The sequence below is a fragment of the Comamonas sp. 7D-2 genome, assembly GCF_022749555.1.
GTDB classification, from domain to species: Bacteria; Pseudomonadota; Gammaproteobacteria; order Burkholderiales; family Burkholderiaceae_C; genus Comamonas; species Comamonas thiooxydans.
The window spans coordinates 4,670,754-4,693,348 of the sequence record NZ_CP094238.1 but is presented as its reverse complement, the minus strand read 5'-3'; the positions used below and the strand labels follow the sequence as shown (position 1 = coordinate 4,693,348).

Genomic DNA, 22,595 nt, shown 5'->3' with positions numbered 1-22,595 from the left:
TGCGGGAGGGCTGCCATGCTGCGCATAAACCTGCTGCTGCTGCTGGCGGTCATGACCAGCGCCATCTTTCTGGTGCATACCCAGTATGAGTCGCGTCGTCTGTTCACCGAGCTGGACCGCGCCGAGGCAGAGGCGCGTCGGCTGGCGACGGATCAACTGCGCCTGCAGGTGGAAAAGCGTGCCCAGGCCGCGCCTCAGCGCATCGAGACCTTGGCGCGCGAAAAGCTGCAGATGAAGCAGGCTTCTCAGGCCATTACGCAGTACGTGCATGAAACGGCTGCAGGAACTGCGCAATGACACGCAGCGTGCTCTATACCACCAGCCCTTTGCTGGCTTCGAAAACACCGCTGTGGCGCAGCAAGTTCATCGTGGCTGCGCTGGCGCTGGGTTTTGTGGGCCTGGGCGCGCGTGCAGCCTATGTGCAGGTCTTCGGCAACGACTTCTTCAAGCGTCAGGGCCTGGTGCGCTTTGCGCGTACTCTGGAGCTGCCGGCCAACCGTGGCCGTTTGCTGGATCGCAATGGCCTGATTCTTGCGTCCAGCGTGCCTGCGGCCAGTATCTGGGCCATTCCCGAGGACGTGGATCTGAAGGACCCTGAGGTCCAGCAAAAGCTCAAGGAAGTGGCGCGCCTCATGGACATGCCGCTGCGCTCCCTGATGGAGAAGCTGGATGTCGAGGACAAGACCTTTGTCTGGGTAAAGCGTCAGCTGGACTGGGATGTGGGCCAGAAGATCGTGGCGCTCAATATCAAGGGCATCTATAACCGCAAGGAATACAAGCGCCAGTATCCCGAAGGGGAGTCTGCGGCGCATATCGTGGGCTTCACCAATGTGGAAGACCATGGTCAGGAAGGCATGGAGCTGGCGTTCGACAAGGAACTAGCCGGCAAGGCTGGCTCGCGTCGTGTGATCAAGGATCGTCTGGGCCGCGTGGTGGAGGGCGTGGGCGATGAAGTGCCGCCGCAGGATGGGCAAGATATTCAGTTGTCCATCGACAGCAAGGTCCAGTACTACGCCTACCAGAAACTCAAGCAGCAGGTCGAGACCTTCAAGGCCAAGGCAGGCAGCGTGGTGGTGATGGATGCGCACACCGGCGAGCTGCTGGCCCTGGCGAACTATCCGAGCTACGACCCGGGGCATCGCAAGAATCTGACGGGCGAGCAGCTGCGCAACCGCGCGCTGACCGATACCTTCGAGCCGGGTTCGACCATGAAACCCATCACAGTGGCCGCAGCCCTGGAGCTCAAACGTGTCAAGCCGAGCACCATCATCGATACCGCACCCGGCCGCTACACGGTGACGGGCTCCACCATCACCGATACGCACAACTACGGCGCGCTGACGGTGGAGGGCGTGATCCAGAAGTCCAGCAACGTGGGCGCGACCAAGGTGGCGCAAAAGCTCTCACCTCAGGAAATGTGGGAGTACTTCAGTGCGCTGGGCTTCGGCCAGAAGCCGCAGATTCAATTCCCGGGCGCGGTCTCGGGTCGTCTGCGTGCCTGGAAGACCTGGAAGCCTATCGAGCAGGCCACCATGTCCTATGGCTATGGCCTGTCGGCCTCGCTGTTCCAGATGGCACGTTCCTACACCGTGTTCTCCAACGACGGCAATGTCATTCCCTCGACGATTCTGAAAACGAACGAGCCTCCTGTGGGCGTGCGTGTGATCTCCAAGGAAAACGCCGAGGCGGTGCTGCACATGCTGCGTCTTGCTGCAGGCCCAGGCGGTACCGGCCAGAAGGCCCAGGCCGAGGGCTACACCATCGGCGGCAAGTCGGGCACTGCCCGCAAGCAGGTGGGCAAGAGCTATGCCGCTGGCAAGTACCGGGCCTGGTTCACGGGCATTGCTCCCATCGACAAGCCGCGCATCATCGTGGCCGTGATGGTGGACGAGCCGACGGCAGGTTCCTACTACGGTGGCACGGTGGCCGGCCCGGTGTTTGCGGACGTGGTCCAGCAGACATTGCGTTTCATGGGCGTTCAGCCCGACAAGGAAGTCAAGCCTCAGATCGTGGCTGCACCCGCTGAGGAGCCTGTGCTATGAGCACCCCCATTCAAATCCTGAACAATGCAGCCGAGGCCGTTGCCTGGCTGCGCAGCCGCGTGCAGGGTGACCTGCAGACCGATAGCCGCAAGGTCAAGGCCGGCGATGCCTTTGTCGCCTGGCCTGGAGCTGCCACTGATGGCCGAGCCTATGTGGGCAAGGCTCTGGAGCAGGGCGCCGCCGCCGTGCTGGTGGAGGCCGATGGTCTGCAGGCCTTCGATCTGAGTGGCGACAGCATTGCCGCGCTCAAGGGACTGAAGGCTGCGACGGGACTGATTGCCGACCAATGGTTTGCACATCCCAGTGGTGAGCTCGACGTGCTGGCCGTGACCGGCACCAACGGCAAGACCACCACAGCCTGGTGGCTGGCGCATGCGCTCTCGAAAGTGACGCTGAACACACGCACCGGCTGTGCGCTGGTGGGCACCCTGGGTGTGGGCGTGCCGCCTGCGCTGGAGTCGACAGGCATGACCACGCCGGACCCGGTGTTGCTGCAGCGTGCGTTCCGCAGCTACGCCGACCAGGGTCTTGCCGCCTGTGCCATCGAGGCATCGTCCATCGGCATCGTCGAGCACCGTCTGGACGGCAGCAAGATTCGCGTGGCGTTGTTCACCAATTTCACGCAGGACCACCTGGACTACCACGGCAGCATGGATGCCTACTGGCAGGCCAAGGCCCAGCTGTTCGACTGGCCCGGCCTGCCGGCTGCCGTGGTCAATATCGACGATGCGCATGGCGCCAGACTCTGGGCCAGGCTGCAGGGCCGCGCCATGGATGTGTGGAGCGTTTCCATCCAGGGACCGGCTCGCCTGCAGGCCAAGGACATCGGTCTGGGCGACGAGGGTCTGAGCTTTACCGTGCTGGAAGCCGGTCACAGCCTGCGCATGAATACGCGTCTGGTCGGTCAGTACAACGTCTCCAATCTGCTCGGGGTGCTGGCCACCCTGCGCTGCCTGGGCCTGACGCTGGAGCAGGCCGTACAGGCCTGCGCCGATCTGGAGCCCGTGCCCGGTCGCATGCAGCAGATCGTCAAGCCCGGTCAGCCTCTGGTGGCCGTGGACTATGCCCATACGCCCGACGCGCTGGAAAAAGCCTTGCGCGCGCTGCAGCCCGCCGCGCGGCAGCGCCAGGGCAAGCTGTGGTGCGTGTTCGGCTGTGGCGGCGACCGGGACAACAGCAAGCGTCCGCTGATGGGGCAGGCCGCCCAGGCGCATGCCGACGGCGTTTTCGTCACCAGCGACAACCCGCGCAGTGAAGTGCCCGAAAGCATCATCGACCAGATCCTGGCCGGCATGCAGGCGGGCCAGGCATTGCATGTTCAGGCCGACCGCGCGGCGGCCATTGCCCAAGCCATTGCCCGTGCCGATGCGCGCGACGTGGTGCTGATTGCCGGCAAGGGACATGAGGACTATCAGGAGACGAAGGGCGTGCGCCATCCGTTCTCCGACATGGCTGAGGCGCAGAAGGCGCTCGCAGCCCGCGAAGGAAAGATTCGGTCATGATGACCCTGGCAAAAGCGCTGGAGCTGATCCAGACGCATATCCCCCAAGCCCGTCTGGTCGGCAACGGCCAGCTGGAGCTGACACGCGTGCACACCGATACGCGCACGTTGCAGAACGGGGACTTGTTCGTGGCCCTGAAGGGCGAGCGTTTTGACGCCCATGATTTTCTGCCTCAGGCGCAGGCCGCTGGTGCTGTGGCGGCCATTGCCAGCCATGGGCTGGAGGCTGCAGGCATGGCCGGCATCGAAGTGCCGGATACGTTGCTGGCATTGGGTGCGCTGGCACGAGCATGGCGTGCACAGTTCGATCTACCCTTGATTGCCGTGACCGGCAGCAATGGCAAGACCACGGTCACGCAGATGATCGCGTCCATCCTGCGCGCGCATGTGGGCGGGCAGGGCGAGGCAGCACTGGCCACGCGCGGCAATTTCAACAACTCCATAGGCATGCCGCTGAACCTGCTGCGCATGACGGACGCGCATCGCATTGCGGTGCTGGAGATGGGCATGAACCACCCCGGCGAGATTGCCGAGCTGGCTGCCATCGGTCAGCCTACGGTGGCCCTGGTCAACAACGCCCAGCGTGAACACCAGGAGTTCATGGGCACGGTGGAGGCGGTGGCGCGCGAGAACGGATCGGTGCTGGGCTTTCTGCCCAAGGACGGCGTGGCCATCTTCCCTGCCGGAGATGAATACACGCCGCTGTGGACCGAGCTGAGCGCTGGCCGCCCCAGCCTGATGTTTGGCGAGGCCGCTGATGGGGCTCAGGTTTTTGCCAGCGATGTGGTCTGGGCCAACGGAGCCTGGAGTTTTGCGCTGAACACCCCGCAAGGCGTGGCAGCCGTGCAGCTGCATATTGCCGGCCGCCACAACGTGCGTAACGCACTGGCTGCGGCTGCCTGCGCCCATGCCGCTGGTGTGCCTTTGCCTGCCATTGCACAAGGACTCTCGGGCTTCGAGCCTGTGACGGGCCGCTCGCGTGCACTGGCCGTGCAGATCAATGGTCAAGGCGTCACGGTGGTCGATGACAGCTATAACGCCAACCCCGACTCGGTGGCCGCCGCCATTGCCGTGCTGGCCGAGCTGCCCGCACCGCAGTTGCTGGTGCTGGGCGACATGGGGGAGGTGGGCGATGACGGCCCGCAGTTCCATGCCGAGGCCGGTGCGCTGGCGCAGCAGGCAGGTATTGCCCATTTCTTTGCTCTGGGTGACCAGAGCGCGTTTGCGGCCTCTGCCTTTGGCAGCGGAGCTCGGCATTTTGATAGCATGTCCGCCCTTGAGCAGGCGGTGTGCGCAGTTTTACCCAAGGTAGGTAGCGTGTTGGTCAAGGGTTCGCGGTTCATGAAGATGGAGCAAGTGGTGCAGAGCATTGAGGCCTGTGCAGACAAGAAGCAGGGCAACTGCGAGGAGGCCGCATGCTGCTGATGCTGGCTCAATGGCTGCAGGGTATCTCGCCGGAGTTCGGCTTTCTGCGCGTCTTCCAGTACCTGACGCTGCGCGCCGTGCTGGCTGCCGTCACCGCCTTGCTGATCGGCCTGTGGATAGGTCCCAAGGCCATCCGCATGCTGACCGCGCTCAAGATCGGCCAGCCCGTGCGGGGCTATGCCATGGAGACCCATCTGGTCAAGAGCGGCACGCCGACCATGGGCGGCGTGCTGATTCTGTTCTCGATTGCCGTATCCACCCTGCTGTGGTTCGACCTGTCCAACCGCTTTGTCTGGATCGTGCTGCTGGTCACGCTGGGCTTTGGCGCGATTGGCTGGGTGGACGACTGGCGCAAGGTCGTCAACAAGGACCCCGAGGGCATGCGCTCGGGCGAGAAATATTTCTGGCAGTCCGTCATCGGTCTGCTGGCAGCCCTGTATCTGGTGTTCTGCATCTCCGAGAACAGCAACGCCGAGGTCTTCGCGCTGTTCATCTCCTGGGTGCAGTCGGGCTTTTCCATGGATCTGCCGCCCAAGGCCGGCCTGATGGTGCCCTTCTTCAAGGAAGTCAGCTACCCGCTGGGCGTGCTGGGCTTCATCGTCATGACCTATCTGGTCATCGTGGGCGCCAGCAATGCCGTGAACCTGACCGACGGCCTTGACGGCCTGGCCATCATGCCCGTCATCATGGTGGGCACGGCGCTGGGCATCTTCGCCTATGTGACCGGCAACGCCACCTATGCGCGCTACCTGCTGTTTCCCAGCATCCCCGGCACGGGCGAGTTGATGGTGTTCTGCGGCGCCATGGCGGGTGCCGGTCTGGCTTTTCTCTGGTTCAACGCACATCCCGCCCAGGTCTTCATGGGCGACGTGGGCGCGCTGGCGCTGGGCGCTGCTCTGGGAACGATTGCCGTGATCGTGCGCCAGGAAATCGTGCTGGCCGTGATGGGCGGTATCTTTGTGGCGGAAGCCATCTCGGTGATGCTGCAGGTGACTTACTTCAAGTACACCAAGAAGCGTTATGGCGAGGGCCGCCGTCTGCTGAAGATGGCACCGCTGCACCACCACTTCGAGAAGAGCGGCTGGAAGGAGACACAGGTCGTGATCCGCTTCTGGATCATCACCATGCTGCTGTGCCTGCTGGGTCTGTCCACCCTGAAGCTGAGGTAGTCGCCATGCAAGACGAAGACCTCAAGCTCGATGATCAGGTTCTGCAGCCGGATGCGGTTGTGGATGCTATGCAAACGCAAGCGCCTATCGCTGATATGCAAAGCATTTCAGATGGAAATATGTCTGAAATGATTCAGGAGCAAGCGCCAGAAGCTCCTGAAATGCAAGCGCCTGCCATCATCGCCAAGACGCTGGACGCCGAGCCGGTGCCCGATATCTCCACCTTGACGGCAGCCAGGGACGCGGCCGCCTTCGTGGCACAGATTTTTGCCGACCCCAGCATCTCCGATGCGGCCGATGCCGAAGTGACCGAGGTCGAGTCGCAGCCCGAAGCCGAGCTGGAAGCAGTGGTGGAGCTGCCACCTGTCCCCGTGCACTGGCCGCAAGGCGCGGCCCAGCACCTGCAGGGCCAGCGCGTGCTGATTCTGGGTCTGGGCATCTCGGGCATCGCCATGGCACGCTGGTGCGTGCGTGCCGGTGCCGAGGTCACGGTGGCCGACACGCGCGAAGCCCCGCCCTATCTGCCTGCGCTGCAGGCCGAACTGCCCGGCGTGCGCTTTGTTGCCGGCGCATTCACGGCTGCTCTGGTCGATGGCCAGAGCCTGAGTTCCGTCTATCGTTCGCCGGGCCTGAGCCCGGCCAGCGTTGCCCCGGTCTTCGATGCAGCACGCAGCATCGGCCTGCCTACGGGCGGCGAACTGGATCTGTTTGCCTTTGCGCTCAAGGGTCTGCGCGAAGCCCATGGCTATGCGCCCAAGGTGCTGGGCATCACCGGCACCAACGGCAAGACTACGGTCACCTCGCTGACCGGTCAGCTGCTGGAGCATGGCGGATTGAGCGTGGGCGTGGCCGGCAATATCGGTCCTTCGCTGCTCGACACTCTGTCCGCTCGCATCGATGCAGAGACTCTGCCTCAGGCCTGGGTGCTGGAGCTGTCCAGCTTCCAGCTCGACGACTGCTGCGGCTTCGAGCCCACGGCAGCCACGGTGCTCAATATCACCCAGGACCATCTGGACTGGCATGGTGGCATGCAGGCCTATGCCGATGCCAAGGCCCATGTCTTTGGCGAGCAGGCTCTGATGGTCCTCAACCGCGAAGACCCCGTCGTCATGGCCATGCTGCCAGCGCCCGTGGCGGTGCCCGGCAAGCGCGGCAAGACTTTCCAGCGTGCCCATGTCAGCTTTGGCGGCGACATGCCGCGCCGCCCCGGAGACTTCGGTCTGGAGGTGGTCAACGGCATGACCTGGCTGGTGCGCGCCCATGAGGCCGACGAAACCAGCAAGGGCAAGAACGCCGACGATCTGCACATCGTGCGCCTGATGCCCGCCGATGCGCTGCGCATCCGCGGCCGCCACAACGCCATCAATGCGCTGTCGGCCCTGGCGCTGGCGACCGGTGCGGGATGCACGCTGGCACCGCTGCTCTACGGCCTGCGCGAATACCGGGGCGAGCCGCACCGTGTGCAGCCCGTGGGCCGGGTGGGCGATGTCGAATACTTTGATGACAGCAAGGGCACGAATGTGGGCGCCACCGTGGCGGCCCTTATGGGCCTGGGGCCGGACCACCGCATCGTGGTGATTCTGGGCGGTCTGGGCAAGGGCCAGGACTTTACGCCGCTGGCCGCTCCCGTCTCGCGCTATGTGCGCGCGGCCGTGCTGATCGGCCAGGATGCGTCGCTGATTCGCGAGGCGCTTGGCGACACAGGCGTGACCCTGGTCGATGCCGCAAGCATGCAGGACGCCGTGCAGCAGGCCGCGCGTCTGGCCCATGCCAATGATGCGGTGCTGCTCTCGCCGGCCTGCGCGAGCATGGACATGTTCAAGGACTATGCGGACCGCGCCCACCAGTTTGTGGAAGCGGTGCGTGAGCTGGCGCTTGAAGCCGGCCAGCAACTGGAGGACGGCGCATGACAGCCGCCTTCCTGACCAGCCTCTCCGGCCGCATGCGCTCGTGGTTCCGCAGCGCAGAGGAAAGGCCCATCGACGTGCTGCCTGTGCGCGTAGGCGGGCCGCTGTACGACCGTCCCACCCGTACTCCGGCCAGCGTACTGGGGCTGGATCAGGCATTGATCTGGGTCGTCATCGCCTTGCTGTCCTGGAGTCTGGTCATGGTGTATTCGGCATCGATTGCGATGCCCGACAACCCGCGCTTCGGCAAGATCGAGCCCTATCACTTTCTGCTGCGCCACACCATGTCGATAGGCATGGCCTTTGTGGCCGCGCTGCTGGCCTTCCAGGTGCCCATGAATGTCTGGGAGAAGGTGGCGCGCAAGCTGTTTTTGATCTCCATCGTGTTGCTTGTGGCGGTGCTGATCCCGCATGTGGGCACGGTGGTCAACGGCGCGCGGCGCTGGCTGTCGCTGGGCATCATGAACTTCCAGCCTTCCGAGCTGGCCAAGTTCTCCATCCTGATCTACGCGGCCGACTACATGGTGCGCAAGATGGAGGTCAAGGAGCGCTTCTTCCGCGCCGTGCTGCCCATGGGCCTGGCTGTGGTCGTGGTGGGCGTGCTGCTGCTGGCCGAGCCAGACATGGGGGCTTTCATGGTGATCGTCGTGATCTCCATGGGCATTCTGTTTCTGGGCGGCGTGAATGCGCGCATGTTCTTCATCATCGCACTGCTGGTGGTGCTGGCCTTCGGCATGATCATCGCCACCTCGGAGTGGCGCCGCGAACGTATTTTTGCCTACCTTGATCCCTGGGATGAGAAGCATGCGCTGGGCAAGGGCTACCAGCTCTCGCATGCGCTGATTGCCATCGGGCGGGGCGAGATCTTTGGCGTGGGACTGGGCCGCAGCGTGGAAAAGTTGCACTGGCTGCCCGAAGCGCATACCGACTTCCTGCTGGCCGTGATCGGCGAAGAATTTGGTCTGGTCGGCCTGCTGCTGATTGCTGCCGTCTTCTTCTGGTTGACCCGCCGCATCATGCTGATCGGCCGTCAGGCCATCGCGCTGGACCGTGTCTTTGCCGGGCTGGTGGCCGAGGGCGTGGCGATCTGGATGGGCTTCCAGGCCTTTATCAACATGGGTGTGAATCTGGGCGCCTTGCCAACCAAAGGCCTGACTCTGCCGTTAATGAGTTTTGGCGGTTCGGCCATTTTGATGAATTTGATTGCGATAGCTGTGGTGCTCAGAGTCGATTACGAAAACAAGCTGCTGATGAAGGGAGGCCACGCATGAGCCTGCTCATCAAGCCAAGCAAGCCGCGCACGGCACTGGTGATGGCCGGTGGTACCGGCGGTCATATCTTCCCCGGTCTGGCCGTGGCACAGGAGTTGCGTGCGCGCGGCTGGAATGTGCACTGGCTGGGAGCGCCCGGCTCCATGGAGTCGCGCATCGTGCCGCCCCAGGGCTTTGCACTGGAGCTGATCGAATTTGGCGGCGTGCGCGGCAAGGGGCTCAAGACCCTGGTGCAACTGCCGTTCAGGCTGGCGAAGGCCTTCTCGCAGGCGCGTGCCGTGATGAAGCGCGTGCAGCCCGATGTGGTCATCGGCCTGGGCGGATACCTCACCGTGCCCGGTGGCCTGATGGCTGCGGCTTCGGGCGTGCCCGTGGTGCTGCACGAGCAGAACTCCGTGGCCGGCATGGCCAACAAGGTCGTGGCCAAGGTGGCCAAGCGAGTGTTCACGGCTTTCCCCAAGGTATTTGCCAAGGGCGAATGGGTGGGCAATCCGCTGCGTCAGGCTTTCCTGGAGCAGGCCGAGCCCGCCCAGCGCTTTGCCGGCCGCAGCGGCCCGCTCAAGCTGCTGGTGGTGGGCGGCAGCCTGGGAGCCAGGGCGCTCAATGAGATCGTGCCCCAGGCTCTGGCCCTGATGCCTGCCGATCAGCGCCCCGTGGTGCTGCACCAGAGCGGTACGGCCCAGATCGATGCGTTGCGTGCCAACTATCAGGCTGCAGGCGTACAGGCCGAGCTGACTCCCTTCATCGATGACACGGCCAAGGCTTTTGCGGATGCCGATCTCGTCGTCTGCCGTGCCGGTGCCAGCACCGTGACCGAGATAGCCGCTGTAGGGGCGGCAGCGGTCTATGTGCCCTTCCCTGCTGCGGTGGATGACCACCAGACCAGCAATGCGCGCTTCCTGGTGGACGCCGGTGGCGGTTGGTTACAGCCGCAAAGTACTTTGAGCGCCCAAGGGTTGGCGGAAATGCTACAAAATATGCAGCGTGCGACGCTGTTGGAGCGCGCTGAACTCGCGAAGAAAATGCAAAAGACTGATGCCACCGCGAAGGTGGTCGCCGCTTGTGAGGAGTTGGCAGCATGAAACACGCCATTCATCACATTCACTTTGTCGGTATTGGCGGCGCCGGCATGAGCGGTATTGCAGAGGTTCTGCACAACCTGGGTTACGCCATTTCAGGCTCGGATCTGGCCGACAGCGCCACGCTGCGCCGCCTGGCGGGCCTGGGCATCAAGACCTTTGTCGGTCACGCGGCCGAGAACGTTGTTGGCAGCGATGCCGTGGTGACATCCACGGCCGTGCAGGGCGACAACCCCGAGGTCCTGGCTGCGCGCGAGAAAAAGATTCCTGTGGTTCCCCGTGCGCTGATGCTCGCCGAGCTGATGCGTTTCAAGCAGGGCATCGCCATTGCTGGCGCGCACGGCAAGACCACCACCACCAGCCTGGTGACCAGTGTGCTGGCTGAAGCCGGTCTGGACCCCACCTTCGTGATCGGCGGCAAGCTCAACAGCGCCGGTGCGAATGCCAAGCTGGGCCAGGGCGACTACATCGTGGTCGAGGCCGACGAGTCCGATGCCTCCTTCCTGAATCTGCTGCCTGTGATGGCCGTCGTCACCAATATCGACGCCGATCACATGGAAACCTACGGTCATGACTTCGGACGCCTCAAGCAGGCCTTTGTCGATTTCCTGCATCGCATGCCGTTTTACGGGCGCGCCATCCTCTGCGTCGACAGCCCTGCCGTGCGCGAGATCCTGCCCAAGCTGGCGCGTCCGGTCACGACCTACGGCTTTGCCGAAGATGCCCAGGTGCGCGCCGTGAACGTGCGTGCCGAAGCCGGTCGCATGCGCTTTACCGTGCGCCGCCAGAACGGCCAGAGCTACCCCGATCTGGAGGTTGTGCTGAGCCTGCCCGGCGAGCACAACGTGCTCAACGCCCTGTCTGCCGTGGCGGTGGCCATGGAACTCGAGATTTCCGACGAGGCGCTGCTGCGCGCCTTGGAAGGCTTCAAGGGCGTGGGACGGCGTTTCCAGCGCTATGGCGAACTGCCGGCTGCCAATGGCGGCACGTTCACCGTCATCGACGACTACGGTCATCACCCCGTGGAAATGGCAGCCACGCTGGCTGCGGCACGCGGTGCCTTCCCGGGGCAGCGCCTGGTGCTGGCCTTCCAGCCACACCGCTACAGCCGCACACGCGACTGTTTCGAGGACTTTGTGAAGGTCATCGGCAGCGCCGACTCGGTGCTGCTGGCCGAGGTCTATGCCGCGGGCGAGGCACCCATCGTGGCTGCCGACGGTCGATCCCTGGCTCGCGCCTTGCGTGTGGCCGGCAAGGTCGAGCCTGTATTTGTGGAAAACATTGCCGATATGCCGGCAGCCATCGCTGCCAATGCGCAAGCGGGCGATGTATTGCTGTGCATGGGGGCCGGATCGATTGGCGCCGTGCCTGGGAAATTGGTTGAAATGCTTCAGAAACAAGAGCTGGCCGCGCCCGCAGGGAGCGCGCAATGAGCATGTTTGGTACAAATATCGACGTGAAGGCACTGGGCAAGGTCGCCGTGCTCATGGGCGGTCGCTCGTCCGAGCGCGAGGTCTCGCTGATGTCCGGCGCTGGTGTGCTGGCCGCACTGCAGTCCAAGGGTGTCGATGCCCACAAGTTCGACCCTGCCGAACAGGGGCTGGAACAGCTCAAGGTGCAAGGCTTTGACCGCTGCTTCATCGCGCTGCACGGCCGCTACGGTGAGGACGGCACGGTGCAGGGTGCACTGGAGTTGCTGGACATCCCCTATACGGGTTCGGGGGTGATGGCTTCCAGCATCGCCATGGACAAGATCATGACCAAGCGCATCTGGCGCTTTGAAGGCCTGCCCACGCCGGACTGGCGCATGGTCGCCTCGGCCGCTGAAACCCGCGCCGCACTGGAAGCCCTGGGCGCTCCCATGATCGTCAAGCCCGCACGCGACGGCTCCAGCATCGGCCTGACCAAGGTGATGAATGCCGACGAATGCGCCAAGGCCTACGAGCTGGCTGCCCAGTACGACGCAGAAGTGCTGTGCGAGCAGTTCATTGCCGGTGACGAGACCACCTGCCCCGTGCTGGGCACGGGTGCCCATGCCGGTGCACTGCCGGTGATCCGAATCGTTGCGCCCGAAGGCAACTACGACTACCAGAACAAGTACTTCACAGATACCACGCAGTACCACTGCCCTAGCGGCCTGCCGGCTGTCGAGGAGGCCGAGATCCAGCGCATTGTGGAAAAAGCCTTCCGCACGCTGGGCTGCCGTGGCTGGGCGCGTGCCGACATCATGATTCGCGCCAGCGACCGCAAGCCTTTCTTGCTGGAGATCAATACCTCGCCAGGCATGACGGGGCATTCTCTCGTCCCCATGGCTGCGCGCGCTTCCGGCGTGAGCTACGAAAACCTGTGCCTTGGCATCCTGGCCATGAGCACGCTGGATGGAGAAGCGGAGCAGCCATGAACCGCAACCAGCCCACAGCCGTCGTCCCGTTCGACGTCAAGCTCATGAACATCACTGCCACGGTGATGTTCATGGGCTGCTTGACGGCGTGCGTGATGGCCGTGGGGTGGTGGTTGATGCGAACTCCGGCCTTCAATATCGGTCGCATCGTGGTGGAAGGCGAGCTGGTGCATAACAACGCCGTGACGCTGCGCGCCAATGTGGCGCCAGTGCTCAAAGGCAACTTCTTCACGGTGGACCTGAAGGCGGCCCAGCATGCATTCGAGCAAGTGCCCTGGGTGCAGGAGGCGCAGGTGCGCCGCGAATATCCGAACGGCTTGCGCGTTGCGCTCAAGGAGCATGTGGCCGAAGCCTTCTGGGGGGCTGAGACTGGTACCGGTCTGGTCAACAAGGCCGGCGAAGTGTTTGAAGCCAATCTGGGCGAACTGGACCGCGAAGGTCTGCCGCGTCTGCAAGGCCCCGAGGGCTCGGCACCGCGTGTTCTGCAGATGTATCGAGCGCTGGAGCCGGCCTTGAAGCCGCTCGATGTGGCGCTGGACAGCCTGACTCTGGATGCGCGTGGCAGTTGGACGCTGGTGCTGGACAACGATGCGCTGCTGGAACTGGGCGGCGGCACGACCGAAGACATATTGCAGCGCGTGCAGCGCTTTGTGCGCACGCTGCCTCAGATCACCTCTCAATACAAGCGCTCGGCTGCGGCACTGGAGTCTGCAGACCTGCGTTACGAAGACGGCTATGCCTTGCGACTCAAGGGCGTGACCACTGGAACCTCCGCGCCGGCAGCTGCTGCCAGGGCCAGACGATGAGCAGGAGCAGGGGAGCAGACATGCAAGGCGCACACAAAGACAAGACAGAACCTACCGGGGGCGGAAGCTGATATGGCAAGAGAATACAAGGATGTGATTGTTGGGCTGGATATCGGCACGGCCAAGGTCATGGCGGTGGTGGCCGAGGTCATGTCCAATGGCGAGCTCAAGCTGGCGGGCCTGGGCGTGGCCCCCAGCAACGGCTTGAAGCGCGGCGTGGTCGTGAATATCGATGCGACCGTGCAAAGCATCCAGCAGGCGCTCAAAGAGGCCGAGCTGATGGCGGATTGCAAGATCCAGCGAGTGTGTACCGGCATTACGGGCAGTCATATCCGCGGTCTGAATTCCAGCGGCATGGTGGCCATCAAGGACAAGGAAGTCTCATCCACCGATATGGCTCGCGTGATGGAAACCGCCAAGGCCATCAATATCTCGTCCGACCAGCGCCTGCTGCTGGTCGAGGCGCAGGAGTTCGTCATTGACGGCCACGAGGTGCGCGAGCCCATCGGCATGAGCGGCATTCGCCTTGAAGCCAAGATCCATATCGTGACCGGCGCCCAGAGTGCGGCCGAGAACATCATCAAATGCGTGCGCCGCTGCGGCCTGGAAGTCGAGCAGTTGCTGCTCAACCCGCTGGCGTCGGCCCAGGCCGTGCTGACCGATGACGAGCGCGAGCTGGGCGTGGCCGTGGTGGACATCGGTGCGGGTGCGACCGATGTGGCCATCTTCACCGGCGGTGCGATTCGCCACACGGCCGTGATCCCGATTGCCGGTGACCTGATCACCAGCGACATCGCCATGGCCCTGCGTACTCCCACCAAGGATGCCGAGGACATCAAGGTCGAGAGCGGCTATGCCAAGCAGTTGCTGGCCGATCCCGATGCCCAGGTCGAGGTGCCGGGTCTGGGCGACCGCAGCCCGCGCATGATCAGCAAGCAGGCCTTGGCCGGCGTGATCGAGCCCCGCGTGGAAGAGATCTTCTCGCTGGTGCAGCAGGTCATCCGCGAATCGGGCTACGAAGAAGTGCTGTCCTCGGGCATCGTGCTTACGGGCGGTAGCGCCGTCATGCCCGGGATGATCGAGCTTGGCGAAGACATCTTCCTCAAGCCCGTGCGCCGCGGGCTTCCCAAATATTCCGGTGCGCTGGCCGACATGGTCGCCCAGCCCCGTGCCGCCACGGTGATGGGCCTGCTCGATGAAGCACGTCTGGCACGTCTGCGTGGTTACAAGGTGGCCCAGAAGAGCGGTTCCATGAAGACCGCTTTTGGCCGGTTCAAAGACTTCATCGTGGGGAACTTCTGATATGAGCACTTATCGCATGTTCATCACCGGACCACCACAGATGGATTTTTCGCGGTATCGACGACGAAGACCGCGAAGACCTCAAGAGTTCGAAATTTCTTTTCCACAGCAGCGACAAACCACCACTAGAGAACAGGAGCACCACCATGCCTATCGACATGATTGAAACCGAAGAATTCAACCAAGGCACGCAGATCAAGGTGATCGGCGTCGGCGGCGGCGGCGGCAACGCCGTCGACCACATGATTGAACGCAGCGTTCAGGGCGTCGAATTCATTACGGCCAATACCGATGCTCAAGCTCTGTTGCGCAGCCGCGCTCACCGCACCATCCATCTGGGTGGCAGCGGCCTGGGTGCCGGCAGCAAGCCCGACAAGGGCCGCGATGCTGCGGAAGCTGCTGTGGAAGATATTCGCGCTGCCATCGAAGGCGCGCACATGCTCTTCATTACGGCAGGCATGGGTGGTGGTACGGGTACCGGTGCATCGCCAGTGATCGCACGAGTGGCCAAGGAAATGGGCATTCTGACGGTGGGTGTGGTGACCAAGCCTTTCGAGTGGGAAGGCGGTCGCCGCATGCAGAACGCTGACGCCGGCCTGGCCGAGCTGGAGGCGAATGTGGACTCGCTGATCGTTGTGCTCAACGAAAAGCTGCTCGATGTGCTGGGCGACGATATCTCCCAGGACGAGGCTTTTGCCCATGCCAATGACGTTCTGAAGAACGCCGTGGGCGGCATTGCCGAAATCATCAACGAGTACGGCCATGTGAACGTCGACTTCGAAGACGTGCGCACCGTGATGGGCGAGCCCGGCAAGGCCATGATGGGCACGGCCAAGGCCGCCGGTCCCGATCGTGCCCGTATCGCTGCCGAGCAGGCCGTGGCCTGCCCGCTGCTGGAAGGCATCGATCTGTCCGGCGCCAAGGGCGTGCTGGTGCTGGTGACTGCAGCCAAGGGTAGCCTCAAGCTGTCCGAGTCGCGTCTGGCCATGTCCACCATCAACGCCTATGCGTCTCCCGATGCGCATGTGATCTACGGCGCTGCCTACGATGACTCGCTGGGCGACGAAATCCGTGTGACCGTGGTGGCCACCGGCCTGTCGCGTCCCAATGTGCGTCGCCAGAACATCCAGGTGGTGCAGGGCGGTCTGCGTACCGGTACCGACAACGTGGCAGTGGGTCTGCCTCCCCTGGGCGGCATGGACTACGGCACAGCCAACACCAATGTGCCCAGCGTCTGGCGCACCAACCGCACCCAGGCTTCGGAGCGCGTGAGCGCGCTGGCGTCTGGCGGCATGGACGATGTGGAGATCCCGGCGTTTCTGCGCAAGCAGGCTGATTAAGCTCCCCCTGAGCGGCTTTGCCGCTTCCCCCTCTCTGGCGCTTTGCGCCGGAGGGGGACGACACCCTCGGTGCGGGGCAGCCCTTCCTCGGTGTCTCTGCCTCCGAGTGCGCCAGCGCTTGAGAGTCAGCCGCAAAGGCCTTTGGTTCGTTAAGGACTGATGGCCCATCAGTTCGCTGTATCGCAGCGATTAAGACAACCCTGGGTCGGCGTAAGCCGGCTCGGGGTTGTCCCATTTAAAATACCAGCATGCTTCAGCAACGTACCATCAAGACCATTTCCCGTGCCGTAGGCGTGGGCCTGCACAGCGGCCAGCGTGTCGAGTTGACGCTGCGCCCTGCCCAGCCTGATACCGGCATCGTGTTCCGTCGCGTGGACTTGCCTGAGCCTGTGGATATCCCCATTTCCGCCGAGGCAGTGACCGATACGCGCATGGCCTCGACCATCGGCAGCGGCGGAGCCAAGGTGCATACGGTAGAGCACCTGATGTCGGCCATCGCCGGTCTGGGAATCGACAACCTCTACGTGGACATCACTGCCGAAGAAGTGCCGATTCTCGATGGCTCTTCGTCCTCGTTCGTTTTTCTGCTGCAAAGCGCCGGAATCGAGTTGCAGAAAGCGCCCAAGCGCTTCATCCGCATCAAGAGCCCGATCGAGGTGCGCGAGGGCGAAGGCCAGAACCTCAAGTGGGCGCGCTTCGATCCCTACCATGGCTTCAAGCTGCGCTTCGAGATCGACTTCGCTCACCCAGCCGTGGACTCCACGGGGCAGTGCGTGGAGTTCGACATGGGTCTGGACAACTACACACGCGACATCGCCCGCGCCCGCACCTTCGGCTTCACCAAGGATGTGGAAATGCTGCGCAACAATGGCCTGGCACTGGGCGGCGGGCTGGACAACGCCATCGTCATGGATGACTACAAGGTCCTGAACAGCGACGGCCTGCGCTATGACGACGAGTTTGCCAAGCACAAGATCCTTGACGCGATCGGCGACCTGTACCTGATCGGCAAGCCCATTCTCGGTGCCTACAGCGCCTTTCGCTCGGGTCACGGCCTCAACAACAAGCTGCTGCGCGCAATGACCGAGCAGCCCGAGACTTGGGAGCTCGTGACCTTCGAGAGCGAGCGCCAGGCTCCTCAGGGCTTTGCCATGCCCGCTCAGGCCTGGTGAGCGAGACCTCCATGTTGATCTTTCGCTGGCTGGCCACCTTGCTGATTCTGGCTTCGGCATTGAGCTTTGCCTTCTATCTGGGAACCGGCAAGGCGCACTACAAGCGCCTGGGCTTTTTGCTGTTCAAGTGGACGGTGATTGCCGGTCTGGCCTTTTTTGCCGTGATGTTTGTCGGACGCATCATCTGAGAACTAATGAATATTGATAGCGGCTTGCCAAATCCGGCTTGGCGTTTCATAGGTTTCTGTTCTGTAAACAGCGCGCAAAAAGTGGTAAATCGGCAGTTGCTCACTTCTTGCGGCGCCGAAATTGGGTAAAGATGGATCTGCTGCGGCTGCCATGACCGGCCGCACACCTTGTTGACCGAAACAATTCGACAAAGGAGTACCCATGTCCCGTTTGACTACCCGCATTCTTTCTGCCTCCATTGCCGCCTGCCTGGGTCTGGGCAGTCTGGCCGTTCAGGCTCAGCCCGGCCCGCCACCCGGCCGCGGCAATGGACATGGAGCGCAGGACATGCGCCATGGCGGTCGCCATGATGATCGTGGTCGGCATGAGCAGCGCCATGACAGGCGCGACGACCGACGTGCCGATCATCACGACAATGGTCGCCGTGGCGGTGGTCCCGACCATAACTGGTACAAGGGCAGTCGCGTGCCGCCGCAATACCGCAGCCAGCACTATGTGGTGAATGACTGGCGCGGCCACCATCTGTCGGCGCCGCCGCGTGGCTATCACTGGATTCAGAACGGCGGCGACTATCTGCTGGTTGCCATTGCCACAGGCGTGATCGCCTCCATGGTGCTGAGCAATTACTAAACCGTGAAACCTCTCGAAAAGCCGTGGCCTGCCGCGGCTTTTTTGTATGTAAAGGAGTCCTGTAAAGCAGGCTCAGTTTGGGTCATGCAATTGACCATCCCCAGAATCTGGCCGAACATTCTGCGGACGCACTGCAATGCAGATCGGGAGCGGATCACGGAGGGTTGGCCTTATATGCGAAGAGTCGATGTACCGACCAGGGATGGGCATTCCATCGTGCTGACACGCATCGGCCCCGCGCGGGGGGCGGTGGTGGTCGTGACGCACGGCACGTTTTCCAGCGCATCCTCATGCCAGAGGCTGGGTCGATTCCTCGCTGCGCAGGGTTTTGGCGTCTGGCTTTTCGATTGGCGAGGACATGGGCTGAATCAGTCAGTCAGCCACGATTACGACCTGGAAACTGTGGCCGAGCATGACGTTGACAGCGCTCTTCAAGAGATTCTCCGCCAGGAGCAAGGTCGCCCCATGGTATTCATCGGGCATAGTGGTGGGGGCATTGCAGCGGCCATCTGGGCAGCGCGCCAGCCCGAGCGTGCGCAGGCGCATCTGGCCGGTCTCGTGTTGCTGGCCGCTCAGACGACCCATGCAGCTGCAACCTTTTCAGCGCGGATCGCAATCCACGGGTACAGGGCCTGGATAGACCGTAGGCAATGGTTGATCGCAAGCTCAATGGTGGGCCCCGAGAGGGAAAGCGCTCGCCTGATGCGGCAGTGGTGCCATTGGAACCTGCGCCGCAGCTTTGTCGGGAAGGACGGCATGGATTATCCGAGCAGCCTGGCCCAGGTTCGGATTCCCGTTCTGGCACTGGCAGGATCTGCGGACCGTGTGATCGCTCCCTGGCGGGGCTGCGAAGCCCTTGCCAGGGCCTTCGCAGGGCCTGATGTGGAGTTTCTGCTATGCGGCAAGGCCGCAGGCTTTGCGGAGGACTACAGCCACAGTCGGTTGCTGATGTCCGGCAATGCGCAATCCGATGTGTTTCCCAGGATCGCGCAGTGGATCAGGCTCAGGTCCGTACTGGATCAATAGACCCGTCCGCCCCGGTACATGGCATGTTGCTTGCGGTGCAGATCGGTGGACTTGGCCATCAGCCCCATGGCGGCAGCAGCATGGGCATGGGTGATGGCCAGTCCCAGCGCGTCGGCGGCATCGGTGCCGGGCAGGCCGGGCAGTTGCAGCAGCCGTTTGACCATTTCCTGGATCTGGCTCTTGGCTGCGCGACCATGGCCGACTACGGCTTTTTTCATCTGCAGGGCGGTGTATTCGGAAACCGCGAGATTGGCGTTGACCAGGGCCGTCAGCGCCGCACCACGGGCCTGGCCCAGCAGCAGCGTGGACTGGGGGTTGACGTTGACGAAGACGATTTCCACGGCAGCCACCTCGGGCTGGTAGCGTGAGGCGACTTCGGAGATGCCGTCGAACAGCACCTTGAGACGGCCCGGCAGGTCGCCGAGTTCCATCTTGTTGGTGCGTATGGTGCCGCTGGCCACATAGGACAGGCGCTGGCCTTCCATGTCGATGACGCCAAAGCCCGTGGTCTGCAGGCCAGGGTCGATTCCTAGAATTCGCATGGCTGTCGATTATCCACGTACAAAACCTTCACGCTCCATGCGGGTGACAGCAAGCAAGAGCCGCCTCGCGTCCCTCTCGGAGGAAGGCACGGGGCCGCCCTGGCGAAGCGCCTCAGGGGGGTGTCACCATCGGTATATAGCGCGTAATCGTGCGACTGCGTTGCGCCAGATAGCGCGATTGCGGCATTTTCTCGAAGCGCTTGGGTGCCGGAAGCATGGCGGCAAGTCGTGCTGCCTCAGCCGCATTGAGTTGGGCGGCACTCTTGCGGAAGTAATGCCGGGCGGCGGCCTCGGCGCCGAACACGCCTAGGCCCCATTCCACATTGTTGAGATAGATCTCCAGAATGCGCTGCTTGCTCAGCATCAGCTCCAGCAATTGCGCCAGCACCAGCTCCTGCCCCTTGCGCAGAAAATTGCGTTCGCCCGACAGCAGCAGGTTCTTGGCCAGTTGCTGGGTGATGGTGGAGCCGCCATAGACCTTGGCTGGCTTGCTGCTGCTTCCGGCTTTTTCGGCCTGCATGGCCCTGGCCTCGGCTTTTGCGTTGCGCTGCCAGGCCCTCTGAACGGCATCCCATTCCACGCCGTGGTGGTCCATGAAGCCGGCATCTTCGGAGGCAATCACCGCGCGCTTGAGGTTGCTGGAGATCTGGCCGTAGTCCACCCATTGCTGGCGCCAGCGCAGGCCCTCGCTGCTGTGTGCAAGCTGCCAGGCTTCGGAGCGCTGATAGCTGGTGGACTCTGGATCCAGCCATGCCATGACTGCGATGCGTGCTACAAAAAACAATTGCAGCAGCAGGGTGGCGCAAAGCACCAGCAACAGCAGTCGGCCAAGAGCTTTCATGGTTGGGCGAGGTTTTAGTGAGCGGCTTCGGCGTGCAGCAGAGCGCGCAGTTCGGCCAAGACTTGTGCAGAGGGCGGACGCACGCCGCGCCATAGTGCAAAGGACTCGGCAGCCTGCTCCACCAGCATGCCCAGACCATCACGCGCCAGCGCGCCGTGGCTGCTGGCCCAATTCAGAAAATTCTGGGCGGCGGGGCCGTACATCATGTCGTAGGCCAGACTGCGTGCGTGCAGCACGCTGGCGGGCGCGGGCACCTCAGCCCCAGCCAGGCTGCTGGCTGTGGCATTGATGATGATGTCGAAATTTTGGGTCAGATCAGTCTCAAGCACTTGCCTTTCAAGTGCTACCAGCTCTACGTTATGTAGTGTGGCAATGGCCGCATGCTGCTGGACCAGCGTTTGAGCCCTGGCATGAGTGCGGTTGACCACGACTAGGCGGCGGGGCTTTTGCTCCAGCAAAGAGCCCAGGGCTCCAGCAGCGGCGCCGCCCGCGCCAAGCAGCAGCACATCACGCCCGGCGATGGGCACACCGGCATTGCGGGTGATGTCGGCCACGATGCCCAGGCCATCGGTGTTGTCGGCATGAATGCCGTTGGCACCGAATACCAGCGTATTGGCAGCACCTGCCAGCCGCACGCGCTCGCTGGTGCTGGTGGCCAGCTCGGCCGCCTGCAGCTTGAAGGGAACGGTCACATTGCAGCCCTTGCCGCCGCGCGCGGCAAAGTCGCGCACAAAGTCGGCAAAGCCATCCAGCGGCACCAGGGCGCGGTCATAGCTGACGGGCTGGCCGGTCAGCTCGGCGAAGCGGGCATGAATCCAGGGAGAGCGGCTATGGGCAACGGGGTTGCCCATGACGCAGTAGGCATCAAGCGTATTTGTCATAAAAAGGCTGAAGGAAATCGCTGAGCAGAGTTGGGTACGCGTTGGGGCAGTGGCCGGCGAGATCGGCGCAGCCTAAGCCAAGGCAGCCGCACAAGGGCCGTCCCGCCGCGCTGGCTGCGTTCCCCGCCTGCAAGCGAAGCGATGCGAGAGCGGGGGAAGACGCCGAAGGTGGCACAGGGGGTCACCTTATGTCTGTTTCCAGTGTCTGCTCGCGTGTGAACCTGAAGCGCGAGACGACGGCGATCTGATCGGCCTTGGTGCGCATGGCCGGGCCGAAGTGGCCGTAAGGGGCTGCGGCGCGGGCAATGGCCTCGGCACGGGTATCGAGCATGCGGTTACCCGAGCCCTGCACAACCTCGGTGGAAAGCACGCGGCCGTCATGATTCACAGTCAGGATCATGACCAGCTCGCCATACAGCTTCTTGCCCTTGTTCTCGGGGAAGTTTTCCGTGCCCTTGTCTTCCACCTTGCGGCGCAGCGCATCGTAGTAGACGGCGTACACGGCCTCCTTGGTGGCGGGGCTGATATAGCGCTTCTTGGGGCGGGCGTTTTCTGCGTTGATACGCTTTTCAATCTCCGCCAGCAGCTTGATGAGCTGCAAGCGCTTTTCTTCCTGTGCCTCCAGGGCCTTGTTGTCAGCGCTCAGGCGCGGGTCTATCGGGGGCAGCGCGGCCACTTGCTGGCGCAGCTGGGTCAGCAACTGGTTCTGCTGCTCCTGCATGGCGTCAAGCTGGCGCTGTTTTTCCTCGAAATCGTCGCCCACTGTTGTCAGGGCCGAGTAGGGCATGGGACTGGTGGCCCGGCCCTGGTCGGCATCGCCGCCGCCGGCCAGCGAGGTCTGGGCGATGGCCTGGGCCTTGTCCGGCGTCTCGTTGGCGCGGGCATTGACCAGAATCACTTCCAGCGGCGTGTCCTGAAACACGCGCTCAAAGCGTTCCGGGTCCACGAAGCGGACTGTCAGCAACACGGCATGGACGGCGATGGAAACGCCCAGCGCCAGCTGCAGCGTACTCAGTCGTCGAAGAGAGGTGGGCAGTTTCACGGCAGCGTCAGGGCGATGAGATGTGGAGA

General features: G+C 63.1%; 21 protein-coding genes. 17 read left to right on the top strand and 4 right to left on the bottom strand.

Going from position 1 to position 22,595, the window contains the following annotated elements:
- The first annotated feature begins 15 nt into the window (after positions 1 to 15).
- The 17 genes from ftsL (at position 16) to MPZ60_RS21490 (ending at position 19,260) form a co-directional block, all read left to right on the top strand.
- Positions 16 to 297, top strand: coding sequence for a cell division protein FtsL (gene ftsL, locus MPZ60_RS21570; protein ID WP_003068998.1), 282 nt, complete (start codon positions 16 to 18; stop codon positions 295 to 297).
- On the top strand, positions 294 to 2,042 hold the full coding sequence (locus MPZ60_RS21565) for a penicillin-binding protein 2 (protein WP_003068995.1): 1,749 nt from the start codon (positions 294 to 296) through the stop codon (positions 2,040 to 2,042). The genes ftsL and MPZ60_RS21565 overlap by 4 nt, the downstream gene beginning before the upstream one ends.
- Entirely contained in the window at positions 2,039 to 3,544 is a 1,506-nt protein-coding gene (locus tag MPZ60_RS21560; protein WP_034354343.1) for a UDP-N-acetylmuramoyl-L-alanyl-D-glutamate--2,6-diaminopimelate ligase, read from the top strand. Before MPZ60_RS21565 ends, MPZ60_RS21560 begins: the two co-directional genes overlap by 4 nt.
- A complete protein-coding gene (murF, locus tag MPZ60_RS21555) occupies positions 3,541 to 4,968 on the top strand; it encodes a UDP-N-acetylmuramoyl-tripeptide--D-alanyl-D-alanine ligase (protein ID WP_034354340.1) in 1,428 nt (475 codons plus the stop codon). The genes MPZ60_RS21560 and murF overlap by 4 nt, the downstream gene beginning before the upstream one ends.
- Entirely contained in the window at positions 4,959 to 6,137 is a 1,179-nt protein-coding gene (gene mraY, locus MPZ60_RS21550) for a phospho-N-acetylmuramoyl-pentapeptide-transferase (protein ID WP_012839831.1), read from the top strand. The genes murF and mraY overlap by 10 nt, the downstream gene beginning before the upstream one ends.
- Before the next feature lie 5 nt (positions 6,138 to 6,142).
- Positions 6,143 to 8,047 (top strand): UDP-N-acetylmuramoyl-L-alanine--D-glutamate ligase, encoded by a 1,905-nt coding sequence (gene murD / locus MPZ60_RS21545; protein ID WP_034354338.1) that lies wholly within the window; start codon positions 6,143 to 6,145, stop codon positions 8,045 to 8,047.
- Positions 8,044 to 9,315 (top strand): putative lipid II flippase FtsW, encoded by a 1,272-nt coding sequence (gene ftsW, locus MPZ60_RS21540; RefSeq protein WP_012839829.1) that lies wholly within the window; start codon positions 8,044 to 8,046, stop codon positions 9,313 to 9,315. Before murD ends, ftsW begins: the two co-directional genes overlap by 4 nt.
- Entirely contained in the window at positions 9,312 to 10,397 is a 1,086-nt protein-coding gene (gene murG, locus MPZ60_RS21535) for an undecaprenyldiphospho-muramoylpentapeptide beta-N-acetylglucosaminyltransferase (protein ID WP_034354334.1), read from the top strand. The genes ftsW and murG overlap by 4 nt, the downstream gene beginning before the upstream one ends.
- Entirely contained in the window at positions 10,394 to 11,827 is a 1,434-nt protein-coding gene (gene murC / locus MPZ60_RS21530; protein WP_003081129.1) for a UDP-N-acetylmuramate--L-alanine ligase, read from the top strand. The genes murG and murC overlap by 4 nt, the downstream gene beginning before the upstream one ends.
- Positions 11,824 to 12,795, top strand: a complete 972-nt coding sequence (locus MPZ60_RS21525; RefSeq protein WP_034354331.1) for a D-alanine--D-alanine ligase — start codon at positions 11,824 to 11,826, stop codon at positions 12,793 to 12,795. The genes murC and MPZ60_RS21525 overlap by 4 nt, the downstream gene beginning before the upstream one ends.
- A complete protein-coding gene (locus MPZ60_RS21520) occupies positions 12,792 to 13,601 on the top strand; it encodes a cell division protein FtsQ/DivIB (RefSeq protein ID WP_034354328.1) in 810 nt (269 codons plus the stop codon). The genes MPZ60_RS21525 and MPZ60_RS21520 overlap by 4 nt, the downstream gene beginning before the upstream one ends.
- 72 nt (positions 13,602 to 13,673) lie before the next feature.
- Entirely contained in the window at positions 13,674 to 14,903 is a 1,230-nt protein-coding gene (gene ftsA / locus MPZ60_RS21515) for a cell division protein FtsA (protein WP_003051293.1), read from the top strand.
- Between the two features lie 146 nt (positions 14,904 to 15,049).
- Positions 15,050 to 16,243 carry a cell division protein FtsZ gene (ftsZ, locus tag MPZ60_RS21510; protein ID WP_003068965.1) on the top strand — a complete coding sequence of 398 codons (1,194 nt, stop codon included), beginning with the start codon at positions 15,050 to 15,052 and terminating at the stop codon, positions 16,241 to 16,243.
- A gap of 248 nt (positions 16,244 to 16,491) precedes the next feature.
- Positions 16,492 to 17,415, top strand: coding sequence for a UDP-3-O-acyl-N-acetylglucosamine deacetylase (gene lpxC / locus MPZ60_RS21505; protein ID WP_034354325.1), 924 nt, complete (start codon positions 16,492 to 16,494; stop codon positions 17,413 to 17,415).
- Between the two features lie 11 nt (positions 17,416 to 17,426).
- Positions 17,427 to 17,603 carry a hypothetical protein gene (locus MPZ60_RS21500; protein ID WP_003068960.1) on the top strand — a complete coding sequence of 59 codons (177 nt, stop codon included), beginning with the start codon at positions 17,427 to 17,429 and terminating at the stop codon, positions 17,601 to 17,603.
- A gap of 202 nt (positions 17,604 to 17,805) precedes the next feature.
- Positions 17,806 to 18,234 carry an RcnB family protein gene (locus tag MPZ60_RS21495; protein ID WP_034354321.1) on the top strand — a complete coding sequence of 143 codons (429 nt, stop codon included), beginning with the start codon at positions 17,806 to 17,808 and terminating at the stop codon, positions 18,232 to 18,234.
- A gap of 174 nt (positions 18,235 to 18,408) precedes the next feature.
- Entirely contained in the window at positions 18,409 to 19,260 is an 852-nt protein-coding gene (locus tag MPZ60_RS21490) for an alpha/beta fold hydrolase (protein WP_034355266.1), read from the top strand.
- On the opposite strand, the gene ruvC is transcribed toward MPZ60_RS21490, so the two are convergent.
- The 4 genes from ruvC to MPZ60_RS21470 form a co-directional block, all read right to left on the bottom strand.
- Positions 19,254 to 19,802, bottom strand: coding sequence for a crossover junction endodeoxyribonuclease RuvC (gene ruvC, locus MPZ60_RS21485; protein WP_034354317.1), 549 nt, complete (start codon positions 19,800 to 19,802; stop codon positions 19,254 to 19,256). The two genes, MPZ60_RS21490 and ruvC, sit on opposite strands and share 7 nt — an antisense overlap.
- Before the next feature lie 112 nt (positions 19,803 to 19,914).
- Positions 19,915 to 20,643 (bottom strand): monofunctional biosynthetic peptidoglycan transglycosylase, encoded by a 729-nt coding sequence (mtgA, locus tag MPZ60_RS21480; RefSeq protein WP_034354314.1) that lies wholly within the window; start codon positions 20,641 to 20,643, stop codon positions 19,915 to 19,917.
- A 14-nt stretch (positions 20,644 to 20,657) separates the two neighbouring features.
- Positions 20,658 to 21,524 (bottom strand): shikimate dehydrogenase, encoded by an 867-nt coding sequence (gene aroE, locus MPZ60_RS21475; RefSeq protein ID WP_034354311.1) that lies wholly within the window; start codon positions 21,522 to 21,524, stop codon positions 20,658 to 20,660.
- Positions 21,525 to 21,705: 181 nt separating this feature from the next.
- Positions 21,706 to 22,566, bottom strand: a complete 861-nt coding sequence (locus MPZ60_RS21470; RefSeq protein ID WP_003068949.1) for an energy transducer TonB — start codon at positions 22,564 to 22,566, stop codon at positions 21,706 to 21,708.
- Positions 22,567 to 22,595: the final 29 nt, after the last annotated feature.